General features: G+C 41.2%; 23 protein-coding genes. 21 read left to right on the top strand and 2 right to left on the bottom strand.

Annotation, left to right across the window (positions count from 1 at the left end):
• Positions 1-62: 62 nt before the first annotated feature.
• The 10 genes from coaBC to spoVM all read left to right on the top strand — a co-directional run bounded on the left by coaBC (position 63) and on the right by spoVM (position 11,133).
• Entirely contained in the window at positions 63-1,262 is a 1,200-nt protein-coding gene (gene coaBC / locus E0E32_RS14405; RefSeq protein ID WP_130860031.1) for a bifunctional phosphopantothenoylcysteine decarboxylase/phosphopantothenate--cysteine ligase CoaBC, read from the top strand.
• Between the two features lies 1 nt (position 1,263).
• On the top strand, positions 1,264-3,672 hold the full coding sequence (gene priA, locus E0E32_RS14400; RefSeq protein ID WP_066194034.1) for a primosomal protein N': 2,409 nt from the start codon (positions 1,264-1,266) through the stop codon (positions 3,670-3,672).
• 12 nt (positions 3,673-3,684) lie between these two features.
• On the top strand, positions 3,685-4,626 hold the full coding sequence (gene fmt, locus E0E32_RS14395; RefSeq protein WP_130860030.1) for a methionyl-tRNA formyltransferase: 942 nt from the start codon (positions 3,685-3,687) through the stop codon (positions 4,624-4,626).
• The gene (gene rsmB / locus E0E32_RS14390) at positions 4,619-5,971 is read left to right on the top strand and encodes a 16S rRNA (cytosine(967)-C(5))-methyltransferase RsmB (RefSeq protein ID WP_130860029.1); all 1,353 of its coding nucleotides are present in this window, start codon (positions 4,619-4,621) and stop codon (positions 5,969-5,971) included. The genes fmt and rsmB overlap by 8 nt, the downstream gene beginning before the upstream one ends.
• A 15-nt stretch (positions 5,972-5,986) precedes the next feature.
• Positions 5,987-6,739: a Stp1/IreP family PP2C-type Ser/Thr phosphatase gene (locus E0E32_RS14385; protein WP_066194026.1), complete on the top strand. Its 753-nt coding sequence runs from the start codon at positions 5,987-5,989 to the stop codon at positions 6,737-6,739.
• Entirely contained in the window at positions 6,733-8,736 is a 2,004-nt protein-coding gene (pknB, locus tag E0E32_RS14380; RefSeq protein ID WP_066194023.1) for a Stk1 family PASTA domain-containing Ser/Thr kinase, read from the top strand. The genes E0E32_RS14385 and pknB overlap by 7 nt, the downstream gene beginning before the upstream one ends.
• On the top strand, positions 8,737-9,618 hold the full coding sequence (gene rsgA, locus E0E32_RS14375; RefSeq protein WP_066194020.1) for a ribosome small subunit-dependent GTPase A: 882 nt from the start codon (positions 8,737-8,739) through the stop codon (positions 9,616-9,618).
• 1 nt (position 9,619) lies between these two features.
• Positions 9,620-10,273 (top strand): ribulose-phosphate 3-epimerase, encoded by a 654-nt coding sequence (gene rpe / locus E0E32_RS14370; RefSeq protein ID WP_130860028.1) that lies wholly within the window; start codon positions 9,620-9,622, stop codon positions 10,271-10,273.
• Positions 10,274-10,301: 28 nt separating this feature from the next.
• Entirely contained in the window at positions 10,302-10,940 is a 639-nt protein-coding gene (locus E0E32_RS14365; protein ID WP_066194014.1) for a thiamine diphosphokinase, read from the top strand.
• Between the two features lie 106 nt (positions 10,941-11,046).
• The gene (gene spoVM / locus E0E32_RS22840; RefSeq protein ID WP_078060143.1) at positions 11,047-11,133 is read left to right on the top strand and encodes a stage V sporulation protein SpoVM; all 87 of its coding nucleotides are present in this window, start codon (positions 11,047-11,049) and stop codon (positions 11,131-11,133) included.
• A gap of 156 nt (positions 11,134-11,289) precedes the next feature.
• On the opposite strand, the gene E0E32_RS14355 is transcribed toward spoVM, so the two are convergent.
• Complete coding sequence (locus E0E32_RS14355; RefSeq protein ID WP_130860027.1) at positions 11,290-12,279, bottom strand: helix-turn-helix transcriptional regulator; 990 nt, start codon at positions 12,277-12,279, stop codon at positions 11,290-11,292.
• A 157-nt stretch (positions 12,280-12,436) separates the two neighbouring features.
• Between E0E32_RS14355 and E0E32_RS14350 the strand changes: the two genes are divergently transcribed.
• Both E0E32_RS14350 and E0E32_RS14345 read left to right on the top strand, forming a co-directional pair.
• Positions 12,437-14,467, top strand: a complete 2,031-nt coding sequence (locus tag E0E32_RS14350) for an FAD-dependent oxidoreductase (protein ID WP_130860026.1) — start codon at positions 12,437-12,439, stop codon at positions 14,465-14,467.
• A 125-nt stretch (positions 14,468-14,592) separates the two neighbouring features.
• Positions 14,593-16,425 (top strand): FAD-dependent oxidoreductase, encoded by a 1,833-nt coding sequence (locus E0E32_RS14345; protein WP_130860025.1) that lies wholly within the window; start codon positions 14,593-14,595, stop codon positions 16,423-16,425.
• Positions 16,426-16,946: 521 nt separating this feature from the next.
• Here the strand turns inward: E0E32_RS14345 and rpmB are convergent.
• Entirely contained in the window at positions 16,947-17,135 is a 189-nt protein-coding gene (gene rpmB / locus E0E32_RS14340; protein ID WP_066194000.1) for a 50S ribosomal protein L28, read from the bottom strand.
• A 516-nt stretch (positions 17,136-17,651) separates the two neighbouring features.
• On the opposite strand from rpmB, the gene E0E32_RS14335 reads away from it, so the two are divergent.
• The 9 genes from E0E32_RS14335 to rnc all read left to right on the top strand — a co-directional run bounded on the left by E0E32_RS14335 (position 17,652) and on the right by rnc (position 26,693).
• Positions 17,652-18,014: an Asp23/Gls24 family envelope stress response protein gene (locus E0E32_RS14335; protein ID WP_066193998.1), complete on the top strand. Its 363-nt coding sequence runs from the start codon at positions 17,652-17,654 to the stop codon at positions 18,012-18,014.
• Between the two features lie 58 nt (positions 18,015-18,072).
• Complete coding sequence (locus E0E32_RS14330) at positions 18,073-19,731, top strand: DAK2 domain-containing protein (RefSeq protein ID WP_130860024.1); 1,659 nt, start codon at positions 18,073-18,075, stop codon at positions 19,729-19,731.
• A 153-nt stretch (positions 19,732-19,884) separates the two neighbouring features.
• The gene (gene recG / locus E0E32_RS14325) at positions 19,885-21,918 is read left to right on the top strand and encodes an ATP-dependent DNA helicase RecG (RefSeq protein ID WP_066193992.1); all 2,034 of its coding nucleotides are present in this window, start codon (positions 19,885-19,887) and stop codon (positions 21,916-21,918) included.
• Positions 21,919-22,198: 280 nt separating this feature from the next.
• A complete protein-coding gene (gene fapR, locus E0E32_RS14320; protein ID WP_066193989.1) occupies positions 22,199-22,783 on the top strand; it encodes a transcription factor FapR in 585 nt (194 codons plus the stop codon).
• Positions 22,780-23,784, top strand: a complete 1,005-nt coding sequence (plsX, locus tag E0E32_RS14315) for a phosphate acyltransferase PlsX (RefSeq protein ID WP_130860023.1) — start codon at positions 22,780-22,782, stop codon at positions 23,782-23,784. The genes fapR and plsX overlap by 4 nt, the downstream gene beginning before the upstream one ends.
• Positions 23,785-23,787: 3 nt before the next feature.
• Positions 23,788-24,732, top strand: coding sequence for an ACP S-malonyltransferase (gene fabD, locus E0E32_RS14310; protein WP_130860022.1), 945 nt, complete (start codon positions 23,788-23,790; stop codon positions 24,730-24,732).
• Positions 24,733-24,735: 3 nt separating this feature from the next.
• A complete protein-coding gene (gene fabG / locus E0E32_RS14305) occupies positions 24,736-25,476 on the top strand; it encodes a 3-oxoacyl-[acyl-carrier-protein] reductase (protein ID WP_130860021.1) in 741 nt (246 codons plus the stop codon).
• Between the two features lie 163 nt (positions 25,477-25,639).
• Positions 25,640-25,873, top strand: coding sequence for an acyl carrier protein (acpP, locus tag E0E32_RS14300; protein WP_066193977.1), 234 nt, complete (start codon positions 25,640-25,642; stop codon positions 25,871-25,873).
• Positions 25,874-26,006: 133 nt separating this feature from the next.
• Positions 26,007-26,693: a ribonuclease III gene (rnc, locus tag E0E32_RS14295; protein ID WP_066193975.1), complete on the top strand. Its 687-nt coding sequence runs from the start codon at positions 26,007-26,009 to the stop codon at positions 26,691-26,693.
• Positions 26,694-26,736 lie beyond the last annotated feature (43 nt).

Raw genomic sequence — 26,736 nt, 5'->3', positions numbered from 1 at the left:
CTTCCCTCGCATTGCGTTCGCTTGCGAGGGTTTCTTCTATCAGCTTGAAGGAGGTAGTGGATATGTTAAAAGGAAAAAAAATACTTTTGGCAGTGTCTGGTGGTATTGCGGTCTATAAGGCGGTTGCCTTAACAAGCAAACTGACTCAGGCGGGAGCGGAGGTTAAGGTAATGATGACCGAACATGCGACTGAATTTGTCACACCGTTGACCTTTCAGGCGATGTCAAGAAACCCCGTGTATACGGATACTTTTGATGAAAAAGATCCTGCCAAGATTGCTCATATCGATTTAGCGGATTGGGCGGATATGGTGGTGATAGCACCTGCCACAGCAAATGTGTTAGGAAAAGTGGCAAATGGTATGGCTGATGATATGGTGACAACCACCTTGTTAGCTACCCAAGCTCAGGTATATGTAGCACCGGCTATGAATGTGCACATGTATCAACATCCAGCAGTAGTTCAAAACATGAAGACCTTAGAAACGTGGGGATATCGTTTTATTGAACCAGGAGACGGTTACCTGGCTTGCGGTTACGTAGGCAAAGGCAGATTGGAAGAACCAGAAGAAATCGTGCAGGTGATTGATCGAGATTATCATCGACTAGGGCGATGGCAAGGAAAAAAGGTACTTATTACAGCAGGACCGACGAGAGAACCATTGGATCCGGTTCGTTATTTTACCAATTATTCTTCTGGGAAAATGGGCTATGCGTTCGCACAGGAAGCGGCAGAACAAGGAGCAAAGGTCTATCTAGTCTCAGGCCCAACCAATTTAACAGTGCCCCCATCGGTTGAGCATATCCCTGTATCAAGTACGGAGGAAATGTTTGCGCAAGTGACCGCCTTGTATGATCAGGTAGATATTGTGATCAAAACAGCAGCAGTGGCCGATTATCGCCCAGTAGAAACCAGTGAGCAAAAAATCAAAAAAAACAAGGATCATATCACGATAGAACTTGAAAAGAATGTAGATATATTACGCTATCTAGGAGAACATAAAGAACGGCAATATTTGATTGGCTTTGCTGCGGAAACAGAAGACTTAGAGGCATATGGTCGGAAAAAGCTTCAGGAAAAGAACCTCGATGCCATTGTCATTAATGATGTCAGCCGTTCCGATATTGGCTTTGATTCTGATCAGAATGAAGTGGTTCTTATCACGAAAGCAGGAAACACGTGGCCCATCGAGCAAGCGAGTAAATCGGCGATAGCTGAACAAGTCATCGAACTAATTGATCGTGAAATAGGGAAGGGTTAATATGCAAATTGCCCAAGTGATTGTCGATGTCCCAACCAATCAGACAAACCATACTTTTGATTATTCCATTCCAGAACCGCTTGAAGCGATTGTGCAGAAGGGGATGCGTGTCTCTGTACCTTTTGGTCCTAGAAAAGTAATGGGCTTTGTCCTGGAAGTTACTTCACAAACCTCAGTAGAGAATGTCAAGCCCTTGGACGAAGTGATGGATATCCATCCCATTCTCACAGGTGAATTACTGGAATTGGGGATTTGGATAAGCGAACAAACAACCAGTTTTTATATACAAACACTGCAAGCCATGCTACCTCAAGTATTAAAAGCAAGTTATAAAAAAGAACTCGAAGCGTTGACGGAATCAGACTTGTCCCCAGCCTTTCAGACTCTTTTTGCTGGTCGAGCGGTTGTTGATTATCAAGAATTTCTAGAGCGCAATGGTGATTATAAGCAGCTGCGCAAAGAAGTGAACGATGGTCATGTGAAAATCAACTATCAAGTCAAATCTAAAGCGACTAACAAGACCAAGGTGTATATCGAGCCTGCTCAACCTGATCATTTATTGGATGAGGCATTGGCAGATATCTCTAATCGAGCGAAAAAACAAAAAGAAATACTACAGCATTTTATCCAGCATCCAGAGCCATTGGAAAAACAAGTGTTAATAAAACAATTGAAGTCTAGCACTTCTGCTTTGAATCAATTAATCGATAAAAAACTATTGCAAACCGTACGAAAAAAAGTATATCGTGATCCTTTTCAAGATAGTTCCTTTGAACGAACCGATCCACTGCCATTAAGTGAGCAACAGCAACAAGCCATCACGCCAATACATGAATCGCTGGATCACGCTCGTGATGATGTCTTTCTTCTGCATGGGGTGACCGGAAGTGGTAAGACAGAGGTTTATTTACAGGCGATTGCTAAGGTGTTAGAAAAGGGACAGGAAGCCATTGTGCTAGTACCGGAAATATCTTTAACACCACAAATGGTACAGCGCTTTAAGGGGCGATTCGGTTCCGAAGTAGCCGTTATGCACAGTGCTCTCTCCCCGGGGGAAAAATTTGATGAATGGACAAAAATTCAGAAACAAGAAGTCAAGGTAGTGGTAGGAGCACGTTCCGCTATTTTTGCGCCATTTACTAATATTGGAATTATCATTATCGATGAAGAACATGAAACAAGTTATAAACAAGATGAGCAACCCCGGTATCACGCTCGAGAAGTAGCGAAATGGCGAGGAAAAGCTCATCAATGTCCGATCGTTTTAGGGAGTGCTACCCCTATGCTTGAATCCTATGCTCGAGCTCAAAAAGGGGTTTATCAGTTGCTGGATATGCCAGCACGAATGAATGAAACGGAGATGCCTCCTGTAGAAGTAGTCGATATGCGGGAAGAATTACATGCCGGCAACCGAACGATGTTTTCACGACAACTACTAGAAGCTATTCAAACCCGCCTTGACCGTCAAGAACAGGTCGTCTTGTTTTTAAATCGACGCGGTTATTCGACGTTCGTGATGTGTCGGGAGTGTGGTGAAGTGATGAAGTGCCCTAATTGTGATATTGCTTTGACCTACCATAAAAATACGCATCAATTGAAGTGTCACTATTGTGATTATCAAATACCAATGGTGAAGGAATGCCCTGCATGCGGCAGCCATTCGATTCGATATTTTGGAACAGGCACACAAAAGGTGGAAGAGGCATTAAAAGAGCAGATTCCCGAGGCTTCCATCATTCGCATGGATGTGGACAATACCAGACGGAAGGGATCACATAAGCGTCTATTGGATGCATTTGGCAGGGGAGAGGCTAATATTTTATTGGGTACGCAAATGATTGCCAAAGGGCTTGATTTTGAGAATGTGACGCTGGTTGGTGTATTGGCAATTGACACCATGCTGCATTTACCGGATTTTCGTTCTTCGGAGAAGACATTTCAGCTTTTAACACAGGTTAGCGGACGTGCGGGCCGGCATAAACTTCCGGGTGAAGTAGTGATTCAAACGTATACTCCTGATCATTATAGTATTCAACATGCTAGTAAATATAATTATGCCCAATTTTTTAGTGAGGAAATGATGATGCGTAAGGGATTTGGTTATCCGCCATATTTTTTCCTGACATTAGTTACCGTAACACATCCTAATTCTTTTAAGGCACAAGAAGTGACAAAAACGATCTGTAAGTTGCTATACAAGTATTTATCCGACGAAGCCAAGATATTAGGACCAACTCCTTCTCCAATGGTTCGCATAAATAATAGATATCGTTATCAGTGCATGGTAAAATATAAGGATGAACCAAACCAAAGAGACATTATTCGAAAAATACAATCGCATTATAATGATGAAATACTGCGGAACGATTTGACCATCCAAGTAGACTTTGAACCATACTCATTTATGTAAAGGAGTCATAACATGAAAAAAGTTATTTTTATGGGTACCCCTGATTTTGCGGTGCCTGTCTTAGAACGTTTATTGCAAGAAGGTTATCAAGTTGACTTAGTTGTCACACAGCCTGACCGACCTCGCGGCAGAAAACGTATCTTAACCGCACCACCAGTGAAAACGGCAGCTGAAGCCCATGATATCCCTGTTTTTCAGCCGGAAAAGATTAAGGATAATTACCAGGAAATCAAAGACAGAAATCCCGATTTAATTGTCACCGCTGCCTTTGGACAATTACTGCCAAAGGGATTGTTAGAGATTCCTGCTTATGGCTGTATTAATGTACACGCCTCGCTCCTGCCTAAGTTAAGAGGTGGTGCGCCAATCCATTATGCAATTCTAGAGGGTCACCAAAAGACTGGTATTACGATTATGTATATGGCAGAGAAATTAGACGCTGGGGATATTATCAGTCAGCAGGCAATCGATATAGCAGATCAGGATGATGTCGGTTCCTTGCATGATAAATTAGCCAAAACGGGTGCGGATTTATTAGCGAAAACAATTCCTGACATCTTTTCTGGTAAGGCGAAGCGAATCGTTCAGAAGGAGGAGGTAGCAACGTTTGCTCCTAATATTAAACGGGAGCAGGAGAAGATTGATTGGAAAAAACCTCAGCAACAAGTATATAATCATATTCGTGGCCTGCATCCGTGGCCTGTATCCTTTACGACCTGGCAAGGAAAAATCTTGAAAGTATATCGTGCCGAACGAACCAACCGCACAATCGATCAAGCGCCAGGTACGATCGTAGACATAACGGAAACGGGTATTGAAGTCGCGGTAGCCGCAAACCAAAGTCTCTTATTAACAGAGGTTCAGCCAGCGGGCAAGAAAAAAATGTCTGCGGCCGATTTTTATCGAGGTGTAGGAAGTAATATGAGTGCGGGAGAGATATTAGGTAATGAGTGATTATAATGTACGACAATTGGCCCTTGATTTATTAGTCCGAATAGGTGATCAAGGAGGCTACAGTCATCTGCTGGTGGACCAATGGCTGAAGAGGCATCGATTAGAACCACGCGATGCAGCGCTTTTGACGGAAATAACTTACGGTACGCTGCAGCGAAAATTAACATTAGCGTACGATCTGCAATCTTTCATTCAGCCAAAGAAGAAAACAGATCGATGGGTGCAATGGTTGATTTATTTGACTTTCTACCAAATGAAATATTTGAATCGAGTGCCTGACCATGCAGCTATTCATCAAGCGGTGGAAATAGCTAAGCAAAAAGGGCATAAAGGAATTGCTAATTTTGTCAATGGGGTATTGCGATCGGCTCAACGCAAAGGGTTCCCTGACTATCAAACCATCACAGACGATAGCAAACGAATCAGTGTTAGCACAAGCCATCCCGTATGGTTGGTGAAAAGATGGATAAAACAGTACGGACTGAAGCTGACCGAAGCAATGTGTCAAACGAACCTGACCCATAAGCCAACCTCTGTGCGAATACAGCCGATGAGAACAACCCGTGAAAGGATGCTGGAGCGTTTGGAAGCAGATGGTATACAAGCCCGTTTGTCTAGTGTTTCGCCACAGGGTATGATCATTGATCAAGGAAATATTCGCAAACATCCTGCAGTTGCAGAAGGACTTGTTACTATTCAGGGTGAAAGTTCCATGCTGGTGGCAGAATTAATGGATATTACAGAAGGCATGAAGATTTTGGATGCTTGCAGTGCCCCAGGAGGCAAGACGACACATATCGCTGAAAAACTGTGCGATCATGGTATTGTTATTGCCAATGATCTTCACGAAAAAAAGACAAAACTAGTGATGCAAAAGGCAGAGCAATTAGGATTAACAGCTATTCGAACAGAGGCAGGTGATGCTAGAAAATTAGCAGAAACCCATGCAGCTGCTTCGTTTGACAGAATATTGATCGATGCCCCTTGCTCGGGTCTTGGAGTGCTGCGCAGCAAACCAGATATTCGCTATCATCGACAAGAACAGGATGTTACCACATTAGCGTCTATTCAAATAGAAATATTAGAAGCAGTACAGCCTTTATTAAAAAAAGATGGTAAACTAGTGTATAGTACTTGCACAGTAGATAAGGAAGAAAATGAACAAGTGATAGAGGCTTTCCTTGTACGTTATCCGAATTATCAGGTTGATCCGACTTTTTTTGAGGAGCTGCCCCAGATCGTTCAACAGTGTGCCGGGAAATCCAAATGGGGATTGCAATTATTTCCTCAGGATTTGAATAGCGACGGATTCTTTATCACGCGATTGGTAAAGAATGACGTATAGGAAGAGGTGTGATACATGAAATATGTGTTTCAAACAGATAAAGGAAAAGTACGTGAATTAAATGAAGACGCGGTAGATGTGCTGACTAATGAAAATCAATTATTAGCGATTGTTGCCGATGGAATGGGTGGGCATCAAGCTGGGGATGTAGCTAGTCATTTAGCAGTGGAAACTGTTACAGTCCATTGGAAAGAGTTAACCGATTCATTAGGGGAGCATAATGTCAAGGGATGGTTGAAAGATACGATTACAAAGGTTAATAATTTGGTGTATCATACAGCACAAACAGATGCGTCCTATCAAGGGATGGGGACCACTCTTGTGGTAGCAGTCTGTACAAAAGCTGCCATCACGATTGGCCATATTGGTGATAGCAGGGCATACTTAATCAATCAGACGGGCTTGCAGCAAGTAACTAATGATCATTCATTAGTTGGCGAGCTTGTGAGGAAGGGACAGTTGTCTGCAGAGGATGCACAAGTACATCCGCAACGGAATATTATACTCAAGGCCTTGGGCACGGAGGAAGATTTAGTACCAGATATTTACCAGAAGACTTGGGAGGAACAGGAACAATTATTGATTTGTTCGGATGGTTTAACTGATAAGGTAGATGACCAAGAGCTATATGACATCCTGATGAATAATGAGGTAAAACAAGCAAGTGAAATCCTTATCCAATTAGCAAATGACCGAGGTGGAGAAGATAATATCACCTTAACGATTGTGAAGAATGAGGATGCAGAAGTTGGTGAATCGTCATGTTAGAAGGAAAGATGCTTAATGAACGCTACGAGATTATTAAACTAATCGGTGGCGGCGGTATGGCCAACGTCTATTTAGGTAATGATCAAATCCTGGAAAGGCAAGTTGCTATCAAGGTATTAAAACTGGAGTATGCCAATGACCCGGAGTTTATCACCCGTTTTCATCGGGAAGCTCAGTCGGCTACTAGCCTATCTCACCCTAATATCGTCAACATATATGATGTGGGAGAAGAAGAACAAATTTATTATATGGTCATGGAATATGTGGATGGAATGACATTAAAGCAATACATACAATTGCATGCCCCCATTGAAGTGGGGGAAGTTATTGACATTATGACTCAAATTACGTCAGCTATCGCTCATGCCCATGCAAATGGCATTGTTCATCGTGATATCAAACCACAGAATATCCTTATTGATACCTATGGACAAGTCAAGGTAACTGATTTTGGGATAGCGGTAGCGTTAAGCGCAACGGCCTTAACGCAGACGAATTCTGTGATGGGATCGGTGCATTATTTGTCGCCGGAACAAGCACGAGGAGGAAAGGCCAACAATAAATCAGATATTTATTCTTTAGGAATTGTTTTGTTTGAATTGTTGACTGGGAAACTTCCTTTTTTTGGGCAGTCACCGGTGTCGATCGCCTTAAAACATTTACAAACAGAGACACCATCGGTAAAAGAATTCAATCCCAGAATTCCGCAGTCAGTAGAAAATATAGTGATCAAATCAACGGTAAAAGACCCATTGCTGCGTTATGCTTCCGTGCCCGAGATGGAAGATGACTTAAATCATTCCTTGGACCCGGATAGAATGAATGAACCCAAATATGAGCCGCCTGTCTCTGAGGATACGGTTACGAAGGCAATTCCCATCATTCAAGAAAATCAAGGAGAGGCAGCAGATGTGAATGATGATGCCACAATGGCTGCAAAACAAGATACCAAGAAGGTCAAAGATACAGTGGAGAAACAGCCAGCACAAAAAAAGAAAAAACGTCGCAAAAAAACCTTTATATGGGTAACTAGTTTATTCGTTATTTTATTTGGCGCAATTTTGCTTGCTTTATTTGTGTTTCCAAGCTTGTTTCAACCTAAAGATGTAACCATTCCAGATGTTGCAGGTGAAGATTACGACGAGGCCCATGAAAGCCTCACTGCTTTGGGATTGAATGTTGTCAAAGAGGAAAGAACGGATGAAGAAATTGAAGAAAACATTGTCATTGAAACCAATCCCGAAGCAAATGACGTGATCAAGGAAGGTCAGGATATCATGCTATTTGTAAGTCAAGGACCAGAAACAGTAGAATTTGATGATTATGTTGGCAGAGATTATGAACGGGTGGAAGAATTACTGGTCGATCAAGGATATAATGATGTCCGATACTATGAGGAATATTCAGATCGTCCTGTTGGTGAGATCATCAATCAAATTCAACCTGCACCGGATAATGAAGTGATTCCAAGGGAAACGAATGTTATTTTTGAAATTAGTAGAGGGCCGGAACAGATCAGTTTGAACCGTTTGGTTGGCTTGTCACAAGAGGAAGCGGAGACCTACTTAACCGATAACGAATTAGAGGTAAGTATCGAAGAACAGCATAGCGAAGAAGTAGAAGAAGGACACGTGATCGAGCAGAGCCCTGGTGCTAATGAACAAGTGGAAAAAGGCACCGAAGTAGAATTAGTTATTTCTTTAGGACCTGAACCACAATCGCCGGTAACCCATACTGAGAATTTTACAATCCCTTATACAGGCGAAGTGGATGAGGAATCAGAAGAACCTACTCCACAGACAGTAAGTATTTTCGTAGATGATATGGATCATGATGGCGCAGAACTTTACCAAGAAGAAGAAGAGATCACAGAAGAAACCACCTTTTCGATTGAATTGACAATAGCCCCTGGAGAAGAAGGCTCCTACCGCATATTGCGTGATGATGAGGTTATCCATGAACGAACATTAACATACGAAGAGGTAGAGGGTGAGTAAATGCCAAAAGGCAAGATTATTAAAGCATTAAGTGGTTTTTATTATGTTCAATATGAAGGTGGCATTGTCCAATGTCGTGGTCGTGGTGTTTTTCGGCAGAAGAAAATCTCTCCGCTTGTGGGAGATTATGTAGAATTCGAATATAATCATACAGATGAAGGGTATATTCTGTCGATTGATAAGCGAGACAACGAGTTGACGCGCCCACCTATAGCCAATGTCGATCAAGCCATTATCGTAACCTCTGTAAAAGAACCAGATCTTGGTTTACGTTTGTTGGATAAATTTCTTGTCTTGGTAGAAGCCAAAGCTATTGAACCTTTATTGTTTTTTACGAAAATGGATCTATTAGAGGAACAAGAAGCGGAAAAAATTAAAAAACAATTGGCTTATTACCAACAAATAGGGTATGTCGTGCAATTCCTATCCACCCAAGATGAACAAATCATAAACAGTGTTGCTCCCTACTTACATCAAAAAGTGTCTGTATTTGCGGGCCAATCAGGGGTAGGGAAAACCTCGCTGTTAAATAAAATCATTCCAGATCTTAATTTGGAAACTAATGTTATTTCAGAGAGCCTGGGTAGAGGGAAGCATACTACTCGTCATGTTGAGCTTATCCCGTTCAAGGGGGGATTAATCGCAGATACACCTGGTTTTAGTGCGCTTGATTTTAAGGATATGGAACTGGATGAATTACCACAATGCTATCCTGATTTTATGGCATTGAGTGACCAATGTAAGTTTAGAGGCTGTCTACATGTTCGTGAGCCCAAATGTGCAGTGAAGGCGGCTGTGGAACAGCAGTTAATCCCTGAACAGAGGTACCAAAACTATTTGCAGTTTGTTGAGGAAATACAAAATAGAAAGCCGAGGTATTAGAATGAACACGAAGATAGCACCATCCATTTTGTCAGCTGATTTTTCAAAGCTAAAAGAAGAGGTGACGGATGTGGTTGCAGCTGGGGCCGATTATATCCATGTCGACGTGATGGATGGTCATTTTGTTCCCAACATCACATTTGGACCCTTAGTATTAGAAGCCATTCGTCCGATTACCGATATGACAATGGATGTCCATTTAATGATTGAAAATCCCGATGCATATGTGAAGGCATTTGCCGATGCAGGGGCAGATATTATCACGGTGCATGAGGAAACTTGTCCTCACCTGCATCGAACGATCCATCTGATTAAAGAATGTGGTGCAAAAGCTGGGGTAGTAATCAATCCCGCCACTCCAGTGGAAATGATAAAGCCTATCCTCCATGATATCGACTTGTTGTTATTTATGTCCGTGAATCCAGGTTTTGGTGGACAAGTATTTATTCCGGAAGTACTGGATAAAGTGAAACAAGCGGCTAAGTGGCGGGCAGAACAACATCTTTCCTTTGAGATGGAAATTGACGGTGGCATCAATCAATATACAGCCAAACAATGTGTCGAAGCAGGAATTGATGTGTTGGTAGCGGGAAGTGCCATCTTTAATCAGCCAGATCGAAAGGCTGCGATAGAAGCCATCAAACAATCTATTTAGATTCTGCGAGAAGAGAGGTTGACATATCTTGAAAATTGGTATAGTAGCAGGTGGTCCGGAGCGGGCGTTAGCTTCGTTGAGCACCTATAAAGAGGATATTGATATCTGGATAGCCGCAGATGCTGGAGCTATCTATTTAATGCAATACCATTTGCCTATACATGTTGCTATTGGAGACTTTGACTCGATTTCTGAAGAACAAAGACATGATATTCAACAGGAAGCAGAACGTTATAAGGCCTATCCCAAAGAGAAGAATGAAACTGATTTGGAATTAGCGGTAGAGGAGGCTTTTCGTTATCAGCCGTCAGCAATTTTACTCTTTGGGGTGACAGCTGGTCGATTGGATCACGAACTAGCAAATATTCAACTGCTATACCGGTTAATGGATCAAGGTGTGGATGTTACCATTGTTGATCGTCATAACCAAATACGCATGTTTCAGCCAGGTACATACCGAGTTTTAGCTAATACTAGTGAGTTGATTTCCTTTGTTCCCTTGTCTCCCGTCGTCAAGGGATTAACGCTTCATGGTTTTTATTATGCTTTAGAAGATTACTCCTTACATTGGGGAAGTACAAGATGTATTTCTAATCAAATTATTGCACATCATGGTACTTTTTCGTTTGATGAAGGCATATTAATAATGATAAAGAGCAAGGAATAAATAATATCGTGAAAAAGAGAAGGAAACGGCAACTTTTGTGACGGCTGTCATAAGCTATCATAGTGATGGGTGATTCCCATAAGTAGCTAAGGCTCGGAGGAGGGATATGATGAAATTCTATACTATTAAACTTCCAAGGTATATCGGCGGCTTTATTCGTGCTTTATTAGGCAATGGAAAAAAACAAAAATGAAAGCTTCTCTTCTGAGAGAGGCTTTTTTTCTTGTTAGCAAACGCACTATGATTTGTCTCGCCCTCTTCGTTATATGGACTTATTCTTTGTGAAGAAAGGCAAAGAACAAGCACTAAAATTCACCACAACTGCTGCACATCACCTATTTTGCCGGGCTTATATTACAGTCTTTGATATACTGGTACAAGCGGTTAATGGACACTGGAAACTAACCGCTTGAACAGAGTGCAATAATGCTTGCTTTTCTTTTCGATAATCTTTAGGTGAGCGATGATACTTTTCCTTGAATCGTTTGCTAAAATAAGACGAGTTGGTAAAACCACATTGAAAGGCGATGGTTGTAATTTCCGTATTAGTCTGAAATAATTTTACCGCTGCATTGGTTAAGCGTATATCATTGACATAGGAACTAAATGATAAACCTAATGTTTGAAATGCTTTTTGCAATGTCCTAGGAGAAACATAACATCTATTTGCTGTTTCTTCCAAACTCAACGAAGCATCCCAGAAATAGGTATGAATGAAAGAAGAGGCAGCAATGACCATTGATTCCATCTGTTTATTGGGAGCTATTCGGTTATTTTGCTGGATCCAATCTCGTAAAAGCGATAATAAATGATGCAATATCAATACATTTTCTCCTTTTGAACAATATTCAAGTTGCGTTTGCAACGTAAAAAAACTGTCTAGCAGATATCTAGCAAATCCAGAAGAGGCATCGATACTTTTACCCGAATTATACTCAGGCAATAATGCTTTTGTTTGAGGGGTTTTTTCAATGAATAGATTGATGCCCTCTGTTAATTTTTTTCGTTCGTAATGACTACTATTATTTAAATCAAAGATACCTAGTGAATAATCCTGTAAAGTAACCTCTTTATGAGAGAAACGATGGATTTCATGTCCTTTTTTGATCAATCGTAAACCGATGAAGGCTTTCTTGTCCCTCGCATTTCTAAAAAACACCCCATGAGACGCACCAATCACACTATACGTAAAAAGAACCTCATCTAGTTGGTGGATCTCAGAAGTGATGGTTGCATCCCGCTTTTCTCTAATCGTATAGCAATAATTCAATTGAGATAAGCCAACCGAATAATCTTGTGGTTTGGAAAATTTCAAATGAGTTGAATGTTGCGAATTCATGCTAGTACTCCTTTCGTATAATTGTTAAAACAAGAGGCGCTATAGTTATATCATTATTTGAATAGGTCTCTTATTATTTAATTATAAACATTGTTCAATAATTCACAATATTTGAGCGACAATTGTAACAAATTATTAAAAATTAGGAGGTAGCTGTATGAAGTATGAAGCGTTATTTTCACCGTTGACAATTGGCTCAGTGGAAGTGCCAAACCGCATTGCCATGATGCCGATGGGCGTGTTTTCCCCTCGCTTAATGAACATGGAATCTGTAGCGTACACCCAAGAGGGAGCAGATTATTACATTGAACGAGCAAAAGGCGGAACAGGATTAATCATTACAGGACTCATGCCGATTATCAATGATATGGGATTCAGTATTTTATCCAATCCGACGGCATATGTAGAAGAAATGAAATATTTGATGGACGGTATCCATGAAACTGGAAGCAAGGTTTTCGTGCAATTGACATCGTTGACAGGTCGAGTGAATCACGGTTTGACAGGTGTCATCAAGGCGCCTGCTCCAATCCAGAATGTTTGGGATCCGACGAAAACAGATATAGGTATGACAAAGGAAGATATCCATACTTATGTCAGAAATTTTGCAGAAGGTGCTAAATTAGTGCAGGAGGCTGGCGGAGATGGTGTAGAAATCCATGCCGTTCATGAGGGTTATCTACTGGATCAATTTGCGATCTCGTTTTTCAATAATAGAACAGATGAATATGGTGGTTCATTAGATAATCGATTGCGAATCATTAAAGAAATTGTAGAAGCGATCAAAGAAAAATGTGGTCAGGATTTTCCCGTGTCAATGCGCTACAGTGTAAAAAGTTATGTCAAAGATTTTAACCGAGGTGCGTTACCAGGCGAAACGTTTGAAGAAAAAGGAAGAGATATCGAGGAATCATTGATTGTCGCACAAAAGTTAGAAGCGTTTGGTTATGATATGTTGAACTGTGATAATGGAAGTTATGACTCATGGTTCTGGCCGCATCCACCTATGTACATGCCGAAAGCTTGTAATCTAGAAGATGTGATGAAAGTGAAAGAAGTGGTGTCGATTCCGGTCGTTTGCGCCGGAAGGTTTGATAATCCAGAATTAGCAAATGAGGTTATCACAGCTGGGAAACTGGATATGATGGGAATGGGTCGCCCGTTACTTGCTGATCCAGAGCTTGCTAATAAGTTTGCCGAAGATCGGTTAGCGGATGTTCGACCATGTATTTATTGTCATCAAGGCTGTTTAGGCCGGATTTTCCAAGGTAAAGATATTTCTTGCGCCGTAAATCCTGCTTGTGGAAGAGAGAAAAGTTATGCGCTGCAACCAGCTAAAAAGAAAAAACGTGTATTAGTGATAGGAGGCGGATTAGGTGGAATGGAAGCTGCAAGAGTTGCCGCCATTCGCGGACATCATGTGGATTTGGTTGAAAAGGCAGGGCAACTTGGAGGCGTATTCGTGGCCGCTGCAACACCAGATTTTAAAGAAGATGATCGACAATTACTTGCTTGGTATAAAAAACAAATGGATGATTTGTCTATTCATATTCAATTAAATACACAGATTACGAAGGATCAGGTATCCGATTATGATGAAGTATTTGTTGCTACGGGTACCACTGAAAAAGTACTATCAACACCTGGATTTGATCAACCAAACGTGAGTTATGCCATTGAGACTCTATACAACGAAGAAATTACCGGCAAGAATGTGGTCATCGTTGGAGCAGGTCTTACCGGTTGTGAAATTGCCTATGACTTAGCTAAAAAAGGCAAAAAAGTAACGATTATTGAAGCGTCTGAAACAATTTTAAACGTGCCCGGTTTAGCTGCAGCAAATTATAATATGCTGATGGAATTGCTAGATTACTATCAAATAGAAGTCATCAAAAATGTTGTTGTAGATAAATTGGAAGATGGCATCGCACATGTAACAGAGACAATCAAGAACTATCCAAATGTTGCGAATCGCGCTCAGCACATGTTTGCGTTAGGAGCTGCTGGTATGCCAAAAGTTCATGAAATTCCGGCAGATAATATCGTTGTTTCTATTGGGTATCATCCCAATGATCAACTCTATCAAGAAATAAAGGAAGAAAATGTTTATCTAATTGGCGATGCCAAAAAACCAGCTAATGTGATGGAGGCTATCTGGTCTGCTTATGAGATAGCAATGAATCTATAAGCAATAGCGAATGACCGGCTCTTTGATGTATGAAAAACAAACTACATTATATTATTTGATGGTATGAATATAGTAAAATAGAAATAAACATGTGAATTGTTTCACTATAAAGAGGGGTGGATATTATGCGGAAGTATTTGTATATGTTCTTTTTCATCTTATTATTTAGTCTGTTGGCATGCTCTAATCAAGAAGAGGGTGAGGCCACAAGTGGTGAGCTATTATACGAACCCGGAGCGTATACCGAGATTGTAGATGGTCATAATGGAGATGTAGAAGTAGAAGTTACCTTTACTGAGGATAGAATCGAGGCTGTGGATATTGTTTCACACAATGAATCACCAGATATCAGCGACAAGCCTCTTAACGAGTTTCCTAATCTGATCGTAGAAAATCAGTCACTAGCTATGGATGCAGTCTCAGGTGCCACCTATATTTCAGAGGCGATCCTGACAGCGGTGGAGGGTGCTGTCAATCAGGCTGGTGGAGATGTCGAGGCGTTGAAGAATGTACCTATTACTACCGAGCAGGTTGATGAAGTGGTTCCGATCGCAACAGATGTGTTAGTTATTGGATCTGGAGCAGCTGGTATGGCAGCCTCATTACGTGCAGATGAATTAGGAGCAGATGTGGTTTTACTGGAAAAAATGCCTTTTATAGGCGGGGCCATTTCTGTTAGTGGAGGTAACCAAGTTGTAATGGGATCTGAACTACAAGCAGAAGCTGGTGTAACGAATGATAGTGCAGAAAGTTTGATTCAAGACCTCTTAGAGAATGGTGCTCACATGAATGACGAAGAGACCTTAACTTTATTCGCTGAAAACGTTGGAGAAACAACCAATTGGTTGAACCAATATGTCGGTATTAAATACGATATGGAAGATGGTCTGCATGTCTTGGCAGAATACGAACATGACAGAGAGCTAGCTTATGTTAACGGCGGATCTGGATTTACGGAAACGGCTGAGCAAGCCATGGAGAATTCCGATATTGAACTATATACGTCCACTACTGCCAATGAACTTGTTGTGGAAAGTGGAAGGGTTGTTGGCGCTATTGCACAAGAAGATAGTGGTCGCACCTATGAAATTACAGCAGAGTCTGTTATTTTAGCAACTGGCGGGTATGGAAATAATGATGCATTATTGACTGATGAATTGAAAAATATTTTGTACTATGGAATAGAATCTGCAACAGGTGATGGTATTTTAATGGCTCAAGAAGCAGTTGCTGCGGACACTCAATTGATGAAATACGGAAAGCAATATCCCAATGGTGTAGAAGTTTCTGAAGGCATTGCCAAGTCTACTATTGGTGGAAACATCACTGCTTTTAATGAAGGTTCAGCTATTTTAATTAATGATGCCGGAGAACGTGTAGTGAACGAAAAAGCAAGCAATCGTGATATTTTGAAAGTGCAATTAGCAGAAGAGTCGCAAATGTTCTATCTACTGTTAGATGAAGAAACTTTTGAGATGTGGACACCTGGGTTAGCACATGCTGGCATTTCTGAAAGTGATATCGATGGCTGGTTAGAGAATAATGGTTCGGAAACACCTTATTTCATTCACGGTGATTCATTAGAAGATGTTGCAGAAATAGCGGATATAAATGTTGATGTGTTATCTGCTACAGTCGAACAATATAATCATGCGGTACAAGCAGGTTATGATGAGACATTTAATCGTCCGGATGCATTTATGAATAAGGAAGTGGAAGGAAATCATTTCTACTTGATTGAACAGAAGCCGCGATTTGCGACGACCATGGGTGGTTTAGTCTTGAATGGAGATTTACAAGTAATGAATACAGATCAGGATCCTATAGAAGGATTATACGCAGCTGGTGAAATAGAAGGAGGTGTCATGGGTGACGATTCTCCTTCAGGTGCCAATAATGCCTGGGCTTTAACCTCTGGAAAAATAGCAGCAGAAAAGGCATTTGAAACAATCGAATAATTTGGAGGAAGGTACGCCCTTAAGGTTGATACAAGTGCCTTGCAGCTAGCTTCGCAAAGATCAAATGAATGTTTAGAAAAACACTTGAGATTGTCACAATGACTTCTCAAGTGTTTTTGGTTGAGTTAAAAAAGAGGTTGAATTTCAGAAGAAAACAGCACCTTTGCTTTTGTGGTGCTAACTTTGTCTAGACTGTCATATGCTAAGAGAAGTAATAAAAACCAGGCAAGCTAGCTCGTTCCTTTATTACTATATGAGTTGAACTTATAAATGTAACAAAAATGTGTTATAAGCAAGTCTTTGCATTAATCTAGTTTGATCCATTTGCGTAAATGGATCAAGAGCACCTATCCGATCCATGAGACATGATTTCATTCAACTTATCGGTAGCGCGATTCGATCTAGGTCAACAACATTTCAAGTCCTTATTATACCAAGGAACATATACTTTCTTTGCTTATAAAAAAAGGGGATAAACGTTCTGACACGAACGTTCTTCCCCTTTTCGATACTTCATAGAATTATACGCGCTCTACTTTACCAGACTTAAGCGCACGAGCCGAAACATACACACGTTTAGGTTTTCCATCAACCATGATTCGAACCTTTTGTACGTTTGCTTTCCACTTACGCTTGGTAGCATTTAATGCGTGCGAACGATTATTTCCAGTAGTCGTTTTGCGACCTGTTACAACACATTTACGTCCCATAATTTGTTCCCTCCTACTGCACTAACTCTTATTCATACTAAAATAATTTATCATAGTTTGCGCTAGAATGCAATCCCTATGTTAGCAGAGTACAGGATTGAGGAGCACAATGGCAGGAATTGAAATCATTCTGGAGTTGTGTTGAGGGTGTACAAGCTTATTCTTATGGACTGTAGAACGAGATTCGCTCTCCTCAGTCCGCGAGATTTATTCTTATAGACTGTAGAACGGGATTTGTTCTCTTCAGTCCGCGAGATCAACAGCGACTATTTTCACAAGAATCATTGTAAAAAGATTCATCCGCGACGCTGAGCAGAGTATGAGGAGATGCTCTTACGTTCCAGGTTCAATAAATGTATATGGTTAACCATTAATAATAGTAGAATTGCTTAAGAAATATGAAGAAGATCGCTTGACATAGCGCTCGTTTTCCTACATTCTATAATGGAACAACATATTTTTTCAGCTAGTGGGACGACACCGATTACATTTCCTACCACACAAGGAGGATGCACAATGTCGATTGAATTAAAAATGCAAGATGGTTTAGTGACCATTACTAATGAAGTGATTGCAACGATTGCTGGGGGAGCGGCAATCGAATGTTATGGTATTGTTGGGATGGCTTCCAAGAAACAATTACGTGATGGTATTGCAGAAATATTACGGAAAGAGAACTTTGCAAAAGGGGTGATTGTCAGGCAAGATGGAGAGGATGTCCATATTGATATGTACATCATTGTCGGATATGGTACCAAAATATCTGAGGTTGCCCACAATGTCCAATCTCAAGTAAAATATAATCTGGAGAAAACGCTAGGCTTAAAAATTAAATCGATTAATATATATATACAAGGTGTTCGTGTAATCCAGGAATAGGATATCTTGCCTTTAGCATAATGTGAAGAAAATGGAACAGAAGAGGAGGAACGTACTGGTGGTGCAAAAAAATATCGATGGCGCCATGTTTGCCAACATGGTGTTAGCTGGAGCAAATCATTTAGCGAAAAATGCAGATAAGATCGATGCCTTAAATGTTTTTCCTGTACCAGATGGGGATACGGGCACCAATATGAATTTATCGATCACTTCGGGTGCGAATGAAGTGAAAAACGTGAATCAGGATCATGCCGGCACTGTAGCTAATGCCTTTGCCAAGGGGTTGTTAATGGGGGCAAGAGGTAATTCTGGTGTGATACTGTCGCAATTATTTAGAGGGTTTGCCAAAGCGATAGAAAAAAACAAGGATTTGGATGTGGATGGGTTCGTTGCCGCACTGGAAGGCGGCGTGAATACGGCCTATAAAGCTGTGATGAAACCGGTGGAAGGTACGATTCTAACTGTAGCAAAGGACACAGCCGAAGAAGCGAAGCAAATTGCTGCTAAACAACGGGATGTAGTGACCTTTATGGAACAAGTAGTTAAGGCAGCAAAGACGTCGTTAAAGCGTACGCCAGACTTGTTGCCTGTCCTTAAAGAAGTGGGCGTGGTAGATAGCGGCGGGCAAGGTTTAGTGGTTATTTATGAAGGCTTTTTGGCTGCTTTAAAAGGTGAAGCATTGCCTGAACATACGCAAAGTGATACGATGGATTTAGACCATTTGGTAAATGCAGAACACCACAAACAGGTGCAAGATTTTATGAACACCGATGATATCCAATATGGTTATTGCACGGAATTTATGGTCCGTTTTGAAGAAGATAAGCTTAAGGAACACCCTTTTGATGAAGAGACATTTAGAAAAGAATTAAGTGAGCATGGAGATTCTCTTTTAGTTGTTTCTGATGACGAAATCGTAAAAGTACATATTCATGCAGAGTACCCAGGGGATGTCTTTAACTTAGGACAGCGCTTTGGCAGCTTTATTAATCTAAAGGCAGAGAATATGCGTGACCAGCATTCTAACATCGTGAAGAAGGAAGAGAAGAAGGAGAAAGCAGCCTTCGGAGTGGTAACCGTGGCGGTTGGAGATGGTTTAACCGAATTACTGAAGAGTTTAGGTGCTACCGTAGTGTTGCAAGGTGGTCAGACTATGAATCCAAGCACACAAGACATAACAGATGCTATCAATGAGGCTAATGCAGAACACGTTTTGATACTGCCAAACAATAAGAACATTGTGATGGCCGCAGAACAAGCCGCAGAACTAGCTGAAGTAGAAGTCGCTGTTGTACCGACAAAGACGATCCCGCAAGGAATGGCGGCCCTACTCGCTTACAATCCAGAACTCGCTTTATCGGATAACAAAGAGGCAATGAGTGAAGCTTGTCAACATGTAAAAACGGGGCAAGTTACGTATGCGGTGAGGGACACACAAATTGATGGAATCACCATTGAAAAAGGTCATTATATGGGCTTAGCTGACGGAAGCATCAAGGTATCCAATGCCGATAAACGTCAGGTGATTGAAACGCTTTTATCAGACATGATCGATGAAGACGAAGATGAAATTGTAACCGTCATTCGTGGAGAAGATACAACAGAGGACGAAGCAGAGGAGATTGTTACCTTTGTAGAGAACCATTTTAGCGATATAGAAGTGGAGTTGCACGACGGTGGTCAGGCGGTCTACCCTTATATCTTTTCGATTGAATGAGGACAAAAAAGCATTAACTAAAAAGCTCTATCCATTTAAGTGGTAGGGCTTTTTTACAGCTAAGAAGCGCCATCTAACATTGCGTTATCTAGCTGTCTCCCCCCTTTTTGAATAGAGTAATGGATGCTTTTTTAGGCGTAGTGAGGTGAAAACATGAAAGAGATCAATGTGCAGCAAATTAAAGCAGTAGGACCTAAATTAGCAGAAAAATTTGCGGAAGTCGATATTAACACCTTGGAAGATTTACTCTACTATTTTCCTAATCGATATGATCATTATGAACAGAAACCCTTACAAGAATTAATCCATCAGGAGAAGGTAACGATTGTTGGACAAGTCATCCAGGAACCAATCGTCAATTTTTACTCGAGAAAGAAATCAAGAGTAGTAGTGAACTTGCGTGTGGAAGGAGCAGTTGTTAAAGGAATTATTTTTAATCGTTCCTTTGCCAAGAAACACTTTATCCCCGGAGAAACGGTATCGGTAAATGGGAAATGGGACCAACATCGCTTACAAATTATCATTGATAGTTATAAACGAGGAGAAACTGCCGAAAACAGTCCGATTACGCCGATATATTCGAGTAAGGGAGATATCAAAAATGGCCAACTGCAAAAAGTGGTGAAGCATGCTCTGGATGAATTTTCTGATCAAATAACAGAGATTTTGCCACAAACATTATTAGAATCATACAAACTGCCTCAGCGAGCAGCAGGGATTCGTCATATGCATTTCCCCGGGACTTTTCAGCATTTAAAACATGCCAAGCGTCGTTTTATCTATGAAGAGTTATTGCTTTTTCAATTAAAGATGCAGTTACATCGTAAACAAAATCGGGAAGAGACGACGGGAAACGCCCAGGAAATCCAATGGTCTGAGGTGAAGTCGATGATTCTGCAGATGCCTTTTTCTTTAACCGATGCGCAAACACGGGCATTGGATGAAATAAATAAAGATCTGCAATCTCCTTACCGAATGAACCGACTGCTTCAGGGAGATGTTGGTTCTGGGAAGACGGCTGTTGCGGTTATCAGCATGTATGGCACGATCACTGCGGGTAAACAAGCAGCGTTAATGGTACCAACTGAAATTCTGGCCGAGCAACATGAGGAATCCTTGCGCGATCTGCTGCCAAATACCGTCACTGTTCGTCGTTTAACAGGTTCGATCAAAGGAAAAAAAAGAAAGGAAATCCTGCAAGAATTGCAAGACGGAACTTGTGACATCATTATTGGTACTCATGCACTTATACAAGAGGATGTTCATTTTGCTCGTCTGGCTTATGTCATTATTGATGAACAACATAGATTCGGGGTTCACCAGCGCAATACCTTACGGGAAAAAGGAATACTGGCGGATATTCTCTATATGACAGCTACCCCGATTCCGCGTACCTTATCGATTACTACATTCGGAGATATGGATGTTTCCAAGATCGATGAAATGCCTAAGGGGAGAAAACCGATTGAAACCTATTGGGTAAAACATAATATGTTTAAACGTACGATCAATTTTGTTTATAAGGAAGTAAAAAAAGGGGCACAGGCTTATATTATCTGTCCATTAATTGAGGAATCGGATAAATTGGATATTCAAAATGCCTTGGATTTGTTTTCTCAACTGCAGGAAGTGTTGAAAGATAAGGCGACGGTGGGTTTAATGCATGGCCGTCTTTCAACAGAAGAAAAGGCGCAGGTGATGAGTGATTTCGCGGAGAACAGAGTTGAAATCCTTGTATCTACTATTGTTGTCGAGGTAGGTGTCAATGTACCAAACGCAACGGTCATGGTTATTCATGATGCCGATCGTTTTGGACTATCACAGCTGCATCAATTGAGAGGGCGTGTAGGGAGAGGCAAAAAACAGAGTTATTGCATTCTCGTTGCGGATCCGAAAGGCGAGGTTGGTAAGGAACGAATGAGGATTATGAGCGAGACGAAAGATGGATTTGTTTTAGCTGAAAAGGACTTAGAATTGCGTGGCCCGGGAGACATCTTTGGCGTCAAACAAAGTGGGCTGCCTGAATTCCGTTTGGCGGATTTAGTTCACGATTATCGGGCACTAGAAACAGCGAGGACAGACGCCGTCGAAATGATTGAACAAAAACGTTGGTTAGACGAAGCCTATCATCCCTTATTCTCTTATTTGGCAAAAGAGGTTAACATGGCGAAACAATTATTACCTTAACGACACTTGCATAATCTCTAGTGGTATTATATATTACTATTAGTACCTAGTCATAAAGTGAAACTTCATTCAGTGGATCTTTCACTGAATGTTAGTTGAACCAATCGGGCCGTTACTGGCTGTTAGATCTTGAAAATAACGTTCAGTCTTCTTAGAAAGGATCTTCCAGCTGTTTACACCAGCTAGTTAGAAAAGATGGTATCGAAATGTCCCTGTATAGCGGCTCTAATGTACAGTGGGATTAGCTGGATACTAAGGAGCATGACATGGAGTGTAATAGATGAGGAGATCAAAAAAGGAAAGGCAAGGTTTATTACAGGAGACTATTCAAGCAAAACCCTTTATCACAGACGAAGCACTGGCTGAGCAATTTCAAGTAAGTATTCAAACGATTCGGCTTGATCGAATGGAGTTGAATATTCCGGAATTGCGAGAAAGAATTAAATCAATGGCAACCTATAATTGGAATGAAACGGTCAAATCACTGCCGATTGATGAAGTGATCGGAGAAATAATCGATTTGGAATTGGATGACCGCGCTATTTCGATGTTAGAGATTACACCAGAGCATGTCTTTTCACGAAATAAGATTGCACGTGGGCACCATTTGTTTGCACAAGCTAATTCATTAGCCGTTGCGCTTATCAATGATGAACTGGCGCTTACCGCAAACGCCAATATTACCTTTGAACGACAAGTAGTACAAGGGGAGCGAGTCATTGCCAAGGCGAGGGTGCTCGATACAGAAAGGAAACAAAAACGTACTGTAGTAGAAGTACAAAGTCAAGTGGACAATGAAGTTGTCTTCACTGGAGTATTTGAGATGTTTCGATCTAATCAAGAGAAAGAAGGGAATCAAGCATGAGACTAGCGATAGACGCCATGGGCGGTGATCATGCCCCGAAAGAGCTGGTATTAGGTGCTGTAAAGGCGGTTAAAGAATTTGCTGACTTACAGATTACCTTAATCGGCGATGAGGCCAAAATAAAAGAACATTTGGAGGATCATTCTGCGATTTCTGTGATTCATACGGAAGAAAAGATTACAAGTGAAGATGAACCCGTTAAGGCGGTTCGTAAAAAAAAGCAAGCCTCTCTTGTCTTAATGGCCAATGAGGTGAAAGAAGGAAGAGCAGACGCCTGTATATCTGCTGGAAACACTGGAGCATTGATGAGTGCCGGTTTATTTATTGTGGGTAGAATCAAAGGGATTGATCGTCCAGCTTTAAGTCCAACCCTTCCAACAGTGGATGGTCAAGGCTTCTTGCTGTTGGATGTAGGTGCCAATGTTGACGCCAAACCACAACACTTGCAGCAATACGGTTTAATGGGATCCATCTATATGGAAAAAGTAGGACAAGTGGAACGGCCAAAGGTTGGCTTGTTAAATGTTGGGACAGAAGCGGGTAAAGGAAATGAATTAACGAAGAAGGCTTATCATCTTTTATCCGAATTACCGATAAACTTTGTTGGCAATGTGGAAGCTCGTGATCTGCTTCAAGGGGTAGCTGATGTAGTAGTTACCGACGGCTTCAGCGGCAATATTGCTTTGAAAACAACAGAGGGAACGGCACTTACTCTTTTCTCGATGGTGAAGGATAAACTGATGACGAATACGAAAACAAAAATCGCTGCAGCACTTGCGAAAAATGAACTTAGGGGACTGAAGGATCAATTAGATTACTCTGAATATGGTGGTGCTGCGTTATTTGGTCTATCTGCCCCAGTTGTGAAGGCACATGGTTCTTCCAATCATCAAGCCGTTTACAGTGCGATTCGACAAACTATCCGTATTGTGGAAAAAGACGTTATTCGTAAGATTACAGAAGACGTCCAACAAATGAAGGTGACAGGTGAGGAGGAATAAGAGATGAAAAAAGTAGCATTTATCTATCCGGGGCAAGGTTCACAAGCCGTTGAAATGGGAAAAGATTTATATGAAACCTATGATACAGTGAAGGCATTATTTGATTCGGCCGATCAGCGTCTTGGCTTTGATTTAACATCCATCATGTTTGACGGACCGGAAGAGACATTAACAAAGACAGAATATACCCAACCTGCTTTGCTGTTAGTAAGTACGGCATTAACGAGTTTACTAGCAGAAGAAGGCATCCGGCCGGTGCAAACAAGCGGGCACAGCCTAGGAGAATATAGCGCCTTGGTTGCTGCGGATGCGTTAGCAGTGGAAGATGCTGTGAGTCTCGTGCATCAACGTGGGAAGTTAATGGAGCATGCCTACCCTGCTGGTAAGGGTGCCATGGCAGCCGTCTTAGGAATGGAACAAGACACCTTACATAGTGAACTGCAAGCTATTCAGAAAGAGATTGGTGAAGTAGTAGAGCTTGCTAACTTAAATTGTCCTGGTCAAATCGTAATTTCGGGTACCCGAACAGGAATAGATACGGCGGTAGGACGGTTAAAAGAAGCTGGGGCAAAACGTGTATTACCGCTATCTGTAAGCGGACCGTTTCACTCTAGTCTGATGAAACCTGCTGCTGCGGATTTGGCAAAGGAAATCGCTGCAGTAAACTGGTCTGATGCTAATATTCCAGTCTATGCCAATGTAACGGCCAAACAAGTAACGGACAACGCACAGATTAAGCAATTATTGGTGGAGCAACTCTATTCGCCAGTACGCTTTCAAGAGATATTGGAGCAATTAGTAAACGAAGATCTTGATGCCATCGTAGAAGTAGGAAGCGGCAAGGTGTTATCTGGTCTCGTGAAAAAAATTCATAGAAGAACCAAGACTTTTTCCGTACAAGATGTGCCAACATTACAGGCATTTATAGAATGGATGAAGGAGGAATAATCAATGTTAAATGGTCAAGTTGCTCTTATTACCGGTGCTTCTCGTGGTATTGGGCGGGAGATTGCCCTTACTTTTGCTAAAAACGGTGCAAAGGTTATAGTAAACTACTCAGGCAGTGAGGAAAAAGCACAGCAAGTAGTCGATGAAATCAAGCAATTCGGCGGGGAAGCCATTAAAATAAAGGCGAATGTCAGTAAAGAAGAAGAGGTAAAATCAATGGTAAAGGAAACGACCAAAACCTTTGGTCGTCTTGATATCTTGGTTAATAATGCGGGCATTACCCGTGATAACCTGTTAATGCGCATGAGCGAAGCCGATTTTGACGATGTGATTGATATTAATCTGAAGGGTGTCTTCCTGTGTACCAAGGCAGTTACCCGCCAAATGATGAAACAAAAAAGCGGACGTATCATTAATATTTCCTCTGTTGTAGGAATTAGTGGTAACCCAGGCCAAGCCAATTATGTGTCAGCGAAGGCTGGCGTAATCGGTTTAACCAAAACAACAGCTAAGGAGTTAGCGGCTCGTAATATTTTGGTGAACGCTGTAGCACCAGGATTTATTGCTACTGAAATGACGGATCAATTGACCGAAGAACAAAAAGAGCAAATATTTGGACTAATCCCATTGAATAAACTTGGTGAGGCGAAAGATGTAGCCAACGTAGCCATGTTTCTTGCTTCTGAACAAGCCAATTATGTAACAGGACAAACAATTCAGGTTGATGGCGGCATGGTTATGTAGTAGGATAAAGTGAGAATTATCAAGATGTATAGCGCTCATTATCCCTCGCAGACTGACAGTTAGGTCTTTCGGATAAATATGCCATGAATTCCTATTACTTGAGGATGCACCACTCGGCTATACTGCGATAAACGCACACAACCTTGAAAGGAGGTGACGGAAAATGGCAGATACTTTCGAAAAAGTGAAACAAATCGTTGTCGATCGTCTAGACGTTGATGAAGATAAAGTAACACCTGAAGCTTCATTTAAAGATGATTTAGAGGCGGATTCTCTTGATGTTGTAGAACTAGTGATGGAACTAGAAGATGAATTCGATATGGAAATTGCCGATGAAGATGCAGAAAAAATTGCTACAGTAGGCGATGCTGTATCTTACATAGACAGCAATCAATAGACGGTAAGAGGAAAAAAAGGGGCTTATTCAAGGGCCCCTTTTTCTAACAAAGAGGAGAAAGCTATCCTTCCTTGTATTACAAGAAAAAAGCGATAACAGCAGAATTCAAAAAAATCAAGTAGGAGGTGAAAAGATGTCTGATTTTAAGCAATTACAAGCAGATTTAGAGATCACTTTTAACGATGAAGAACTACTTCGTCAAGCGTTTACACATTCATCCTATGTGAATGAGCACCGGAGAAAAGATTTGGTTGATAACGAGCGATTGGAATTCTTGGGCGATGCGGTATTAGAATTGGGTGTATCACAATATCTTTTTCGTGAATTTGATGAATTAGAAGAAGGTGATTTGACCAAATTAAGAGCTTCGATTGTATGTGAGCCAGCTTTAGTAAGGTTCGCAGAATCTCTTGGATTTAGCCACTATATTTTACTAGGGAGAGGCGAAGAAATAACTGGTGGCAGGAATCGTCCAGCCCTTTTGGCAGACGTGTTTGAGGCGTTTATTGGTGCCTTGTATTTAGATCAGGGTTATCAGCCGGTAATCAAATTTTTAAAACAGCATGTCTATCCGGAAATATCAACCGGTGCTTTTTCGCATACGATGGATTATAAAAGTCAGCTGCAAGAGACGATTCAACAACACAAAAATCGTATCGTGGAATATGCAATTGTCGATGAAAAAGGCCCTGCCCATGACCGTGAATTTTTTGCAGTTGTCACTATAAACAGCAAAATAATAGGTAAAGGTGTAGGACGTACCAAGAAGGAAGCCGAACAGCGGGCTGCAAAGCAGGCACTGGATCGTCTGAATGAATAGTGTCAACCTTAAGTGCAAGTAAATGTATAAGAGAGTGGGTTAT

The sequence above is a fragment of the Gracilibacillus phocaeensis genome, assembly GCF_900626275.1.
GTDB classification, from domain to species: domain Bacteria; phylum Bacillota; class Bacilli; order Bacillales; family Amphibacillaceae; genus Gracilibacillus; species Gracilibacillus timonensis.
Note: the sequence above shows the minus strand (reverse complement) of the source record. Positions and strands in the feature narration are given on the sequence as shown.

Bases quoted from the DNA above. Each gene is read 5' to 3' on its own strand.
- coaBC (WP_130860031.1), top strand. From the start codon at position 63: ATGTTAAAAGGAAAAAAAATACTTTTGGCAGTGTCTGGTGGTATTGCG.
- priA (WP_066194034.1), top strand. From the start codon at position 1,264: ATGCAAATTGCCCAAGTGATTGTCGATGTCCCAACCAATCAGACAAAC.
- fmt (WP_130860030.1), top strand. From the start codon at position 3,685: ATGAAAAAAGTTATTTTTATGGGTACCCCTGATTTTGCGGTGCCTGTC.
- rsmB (WP_130860029.1), top strand. From the start codon at position 4,619: ATGAGTGATTATAATGTACGACAATTGGCCCTTGATTTATTAGTCCGA.
- E0E32_RS14385 (WP_066194026.1), top strand. From the start codon at position 5,987: ATGAAATATGTGTTTCAAACAGATAAAGGAAAAGTACGTGAATTAAAT.
- pknB (WP_066194023.1), top strand. From the start codon at position 6,733: ATGTTAGAAGGAAAGATGCTTAATGAACGCTACGAGATTATTAAACTA.
- rsgA (WP_066194020.1), top strand. From the start codon at position 8,737: ATGCCAAAAGGCAAGATTATTAAAGCATTAAGTGGTTTTTATTATGTT.
- rpe (WP_130860028.1), top strand. From the start codon at position 9,620: ATGAACACGAAGATAGCACCATCCATTTTGTCAGCTGATTTTTCAAAG.
- spoVM (WP_078060143.1), top strand. From the start codon at position 11,047: ATGATGAAATTCTATACTATTAAACTTCCAAGGTATATCGGCGGCTTT.
- E0E32_RS14355 (WP_130860027.1), bottom strand. From the start codon at position 12,279: ATGAATTCGCAACATTCAACTCATTTGAAATTTTCCAAACCACAAGAT.
- E0E32_RS14350 (WP_130860026.1), top strand. From the start codon at position 12,437: ATGAAGTATGAAGCGTTATTTTCACCGTTGACAATTGGCTCAGTGGAA.
- E0E32_RS14345 (WP_130860025.1), top strand. From the start codon at position 14,593: ATGCGGAAGTATTTGTATATGTTCTTTTTCATCTTATTATTTAGTCTG.
- rpmB (WP_066194000.1), bottom strand. From the start codon at position 17,135: ATGGGACGTAAATGTGTTGTAACAGGTCGCAAAACGACTACTGGAAAT.
- E0E32_RS14335 (WP_066193998.1), top strand. From the start codon at position 17,652: ATGTCGATTGAATTAAAAATGCAAGATGGTTTAGTGACCATTACTAAT.
- recG (WP_066193992.1), top strand. From the start codon at position 19,885: ATGAAAGAGATCAATGTGCAGCAAATTAAAGCAGTAGGACCTAAATTA.
- fapR (WP_066193989.1), top strand. From the start codon at position 22,199: ATGAGGAGATCAAAAAAGGAAAGGCAAGGTTTATTACAGGAGACTATT.
- plsX (WP_130860023.1), top strand. From the start codon at position 22,780: ATGAGACTAGCGATAGACGCCATGGGCGGTGATCATGCCCCGAAAGAG.
- fabD (WP_130860022.1), top strand. From the start codon at position 23,788: ATGAAAAAAGTAGCATTTATCTATCCGGGGCAAGGTTCACAAGCCGTT.
- fabG (WP_130860021.1), top strand. From the start codon at position 24,736: ATGTTAAATGGTCAAGTTGCTCTTATTACCGGTGCTTCTCGTGGTATT.
- acpP (WP_066193977.1), top strand. From the start codon at position 25,640: ATGGCAGATACTTTCGAAAAAGTGAAACAAATCGTTGTCGATCGTCTA.
- rnc (WP_066193975.1), top strand. From the start codon at position 26,007: ATGTCTGATTTTAAGCAATTACAAGCAGATTTAGAGATCACTTTTAAC.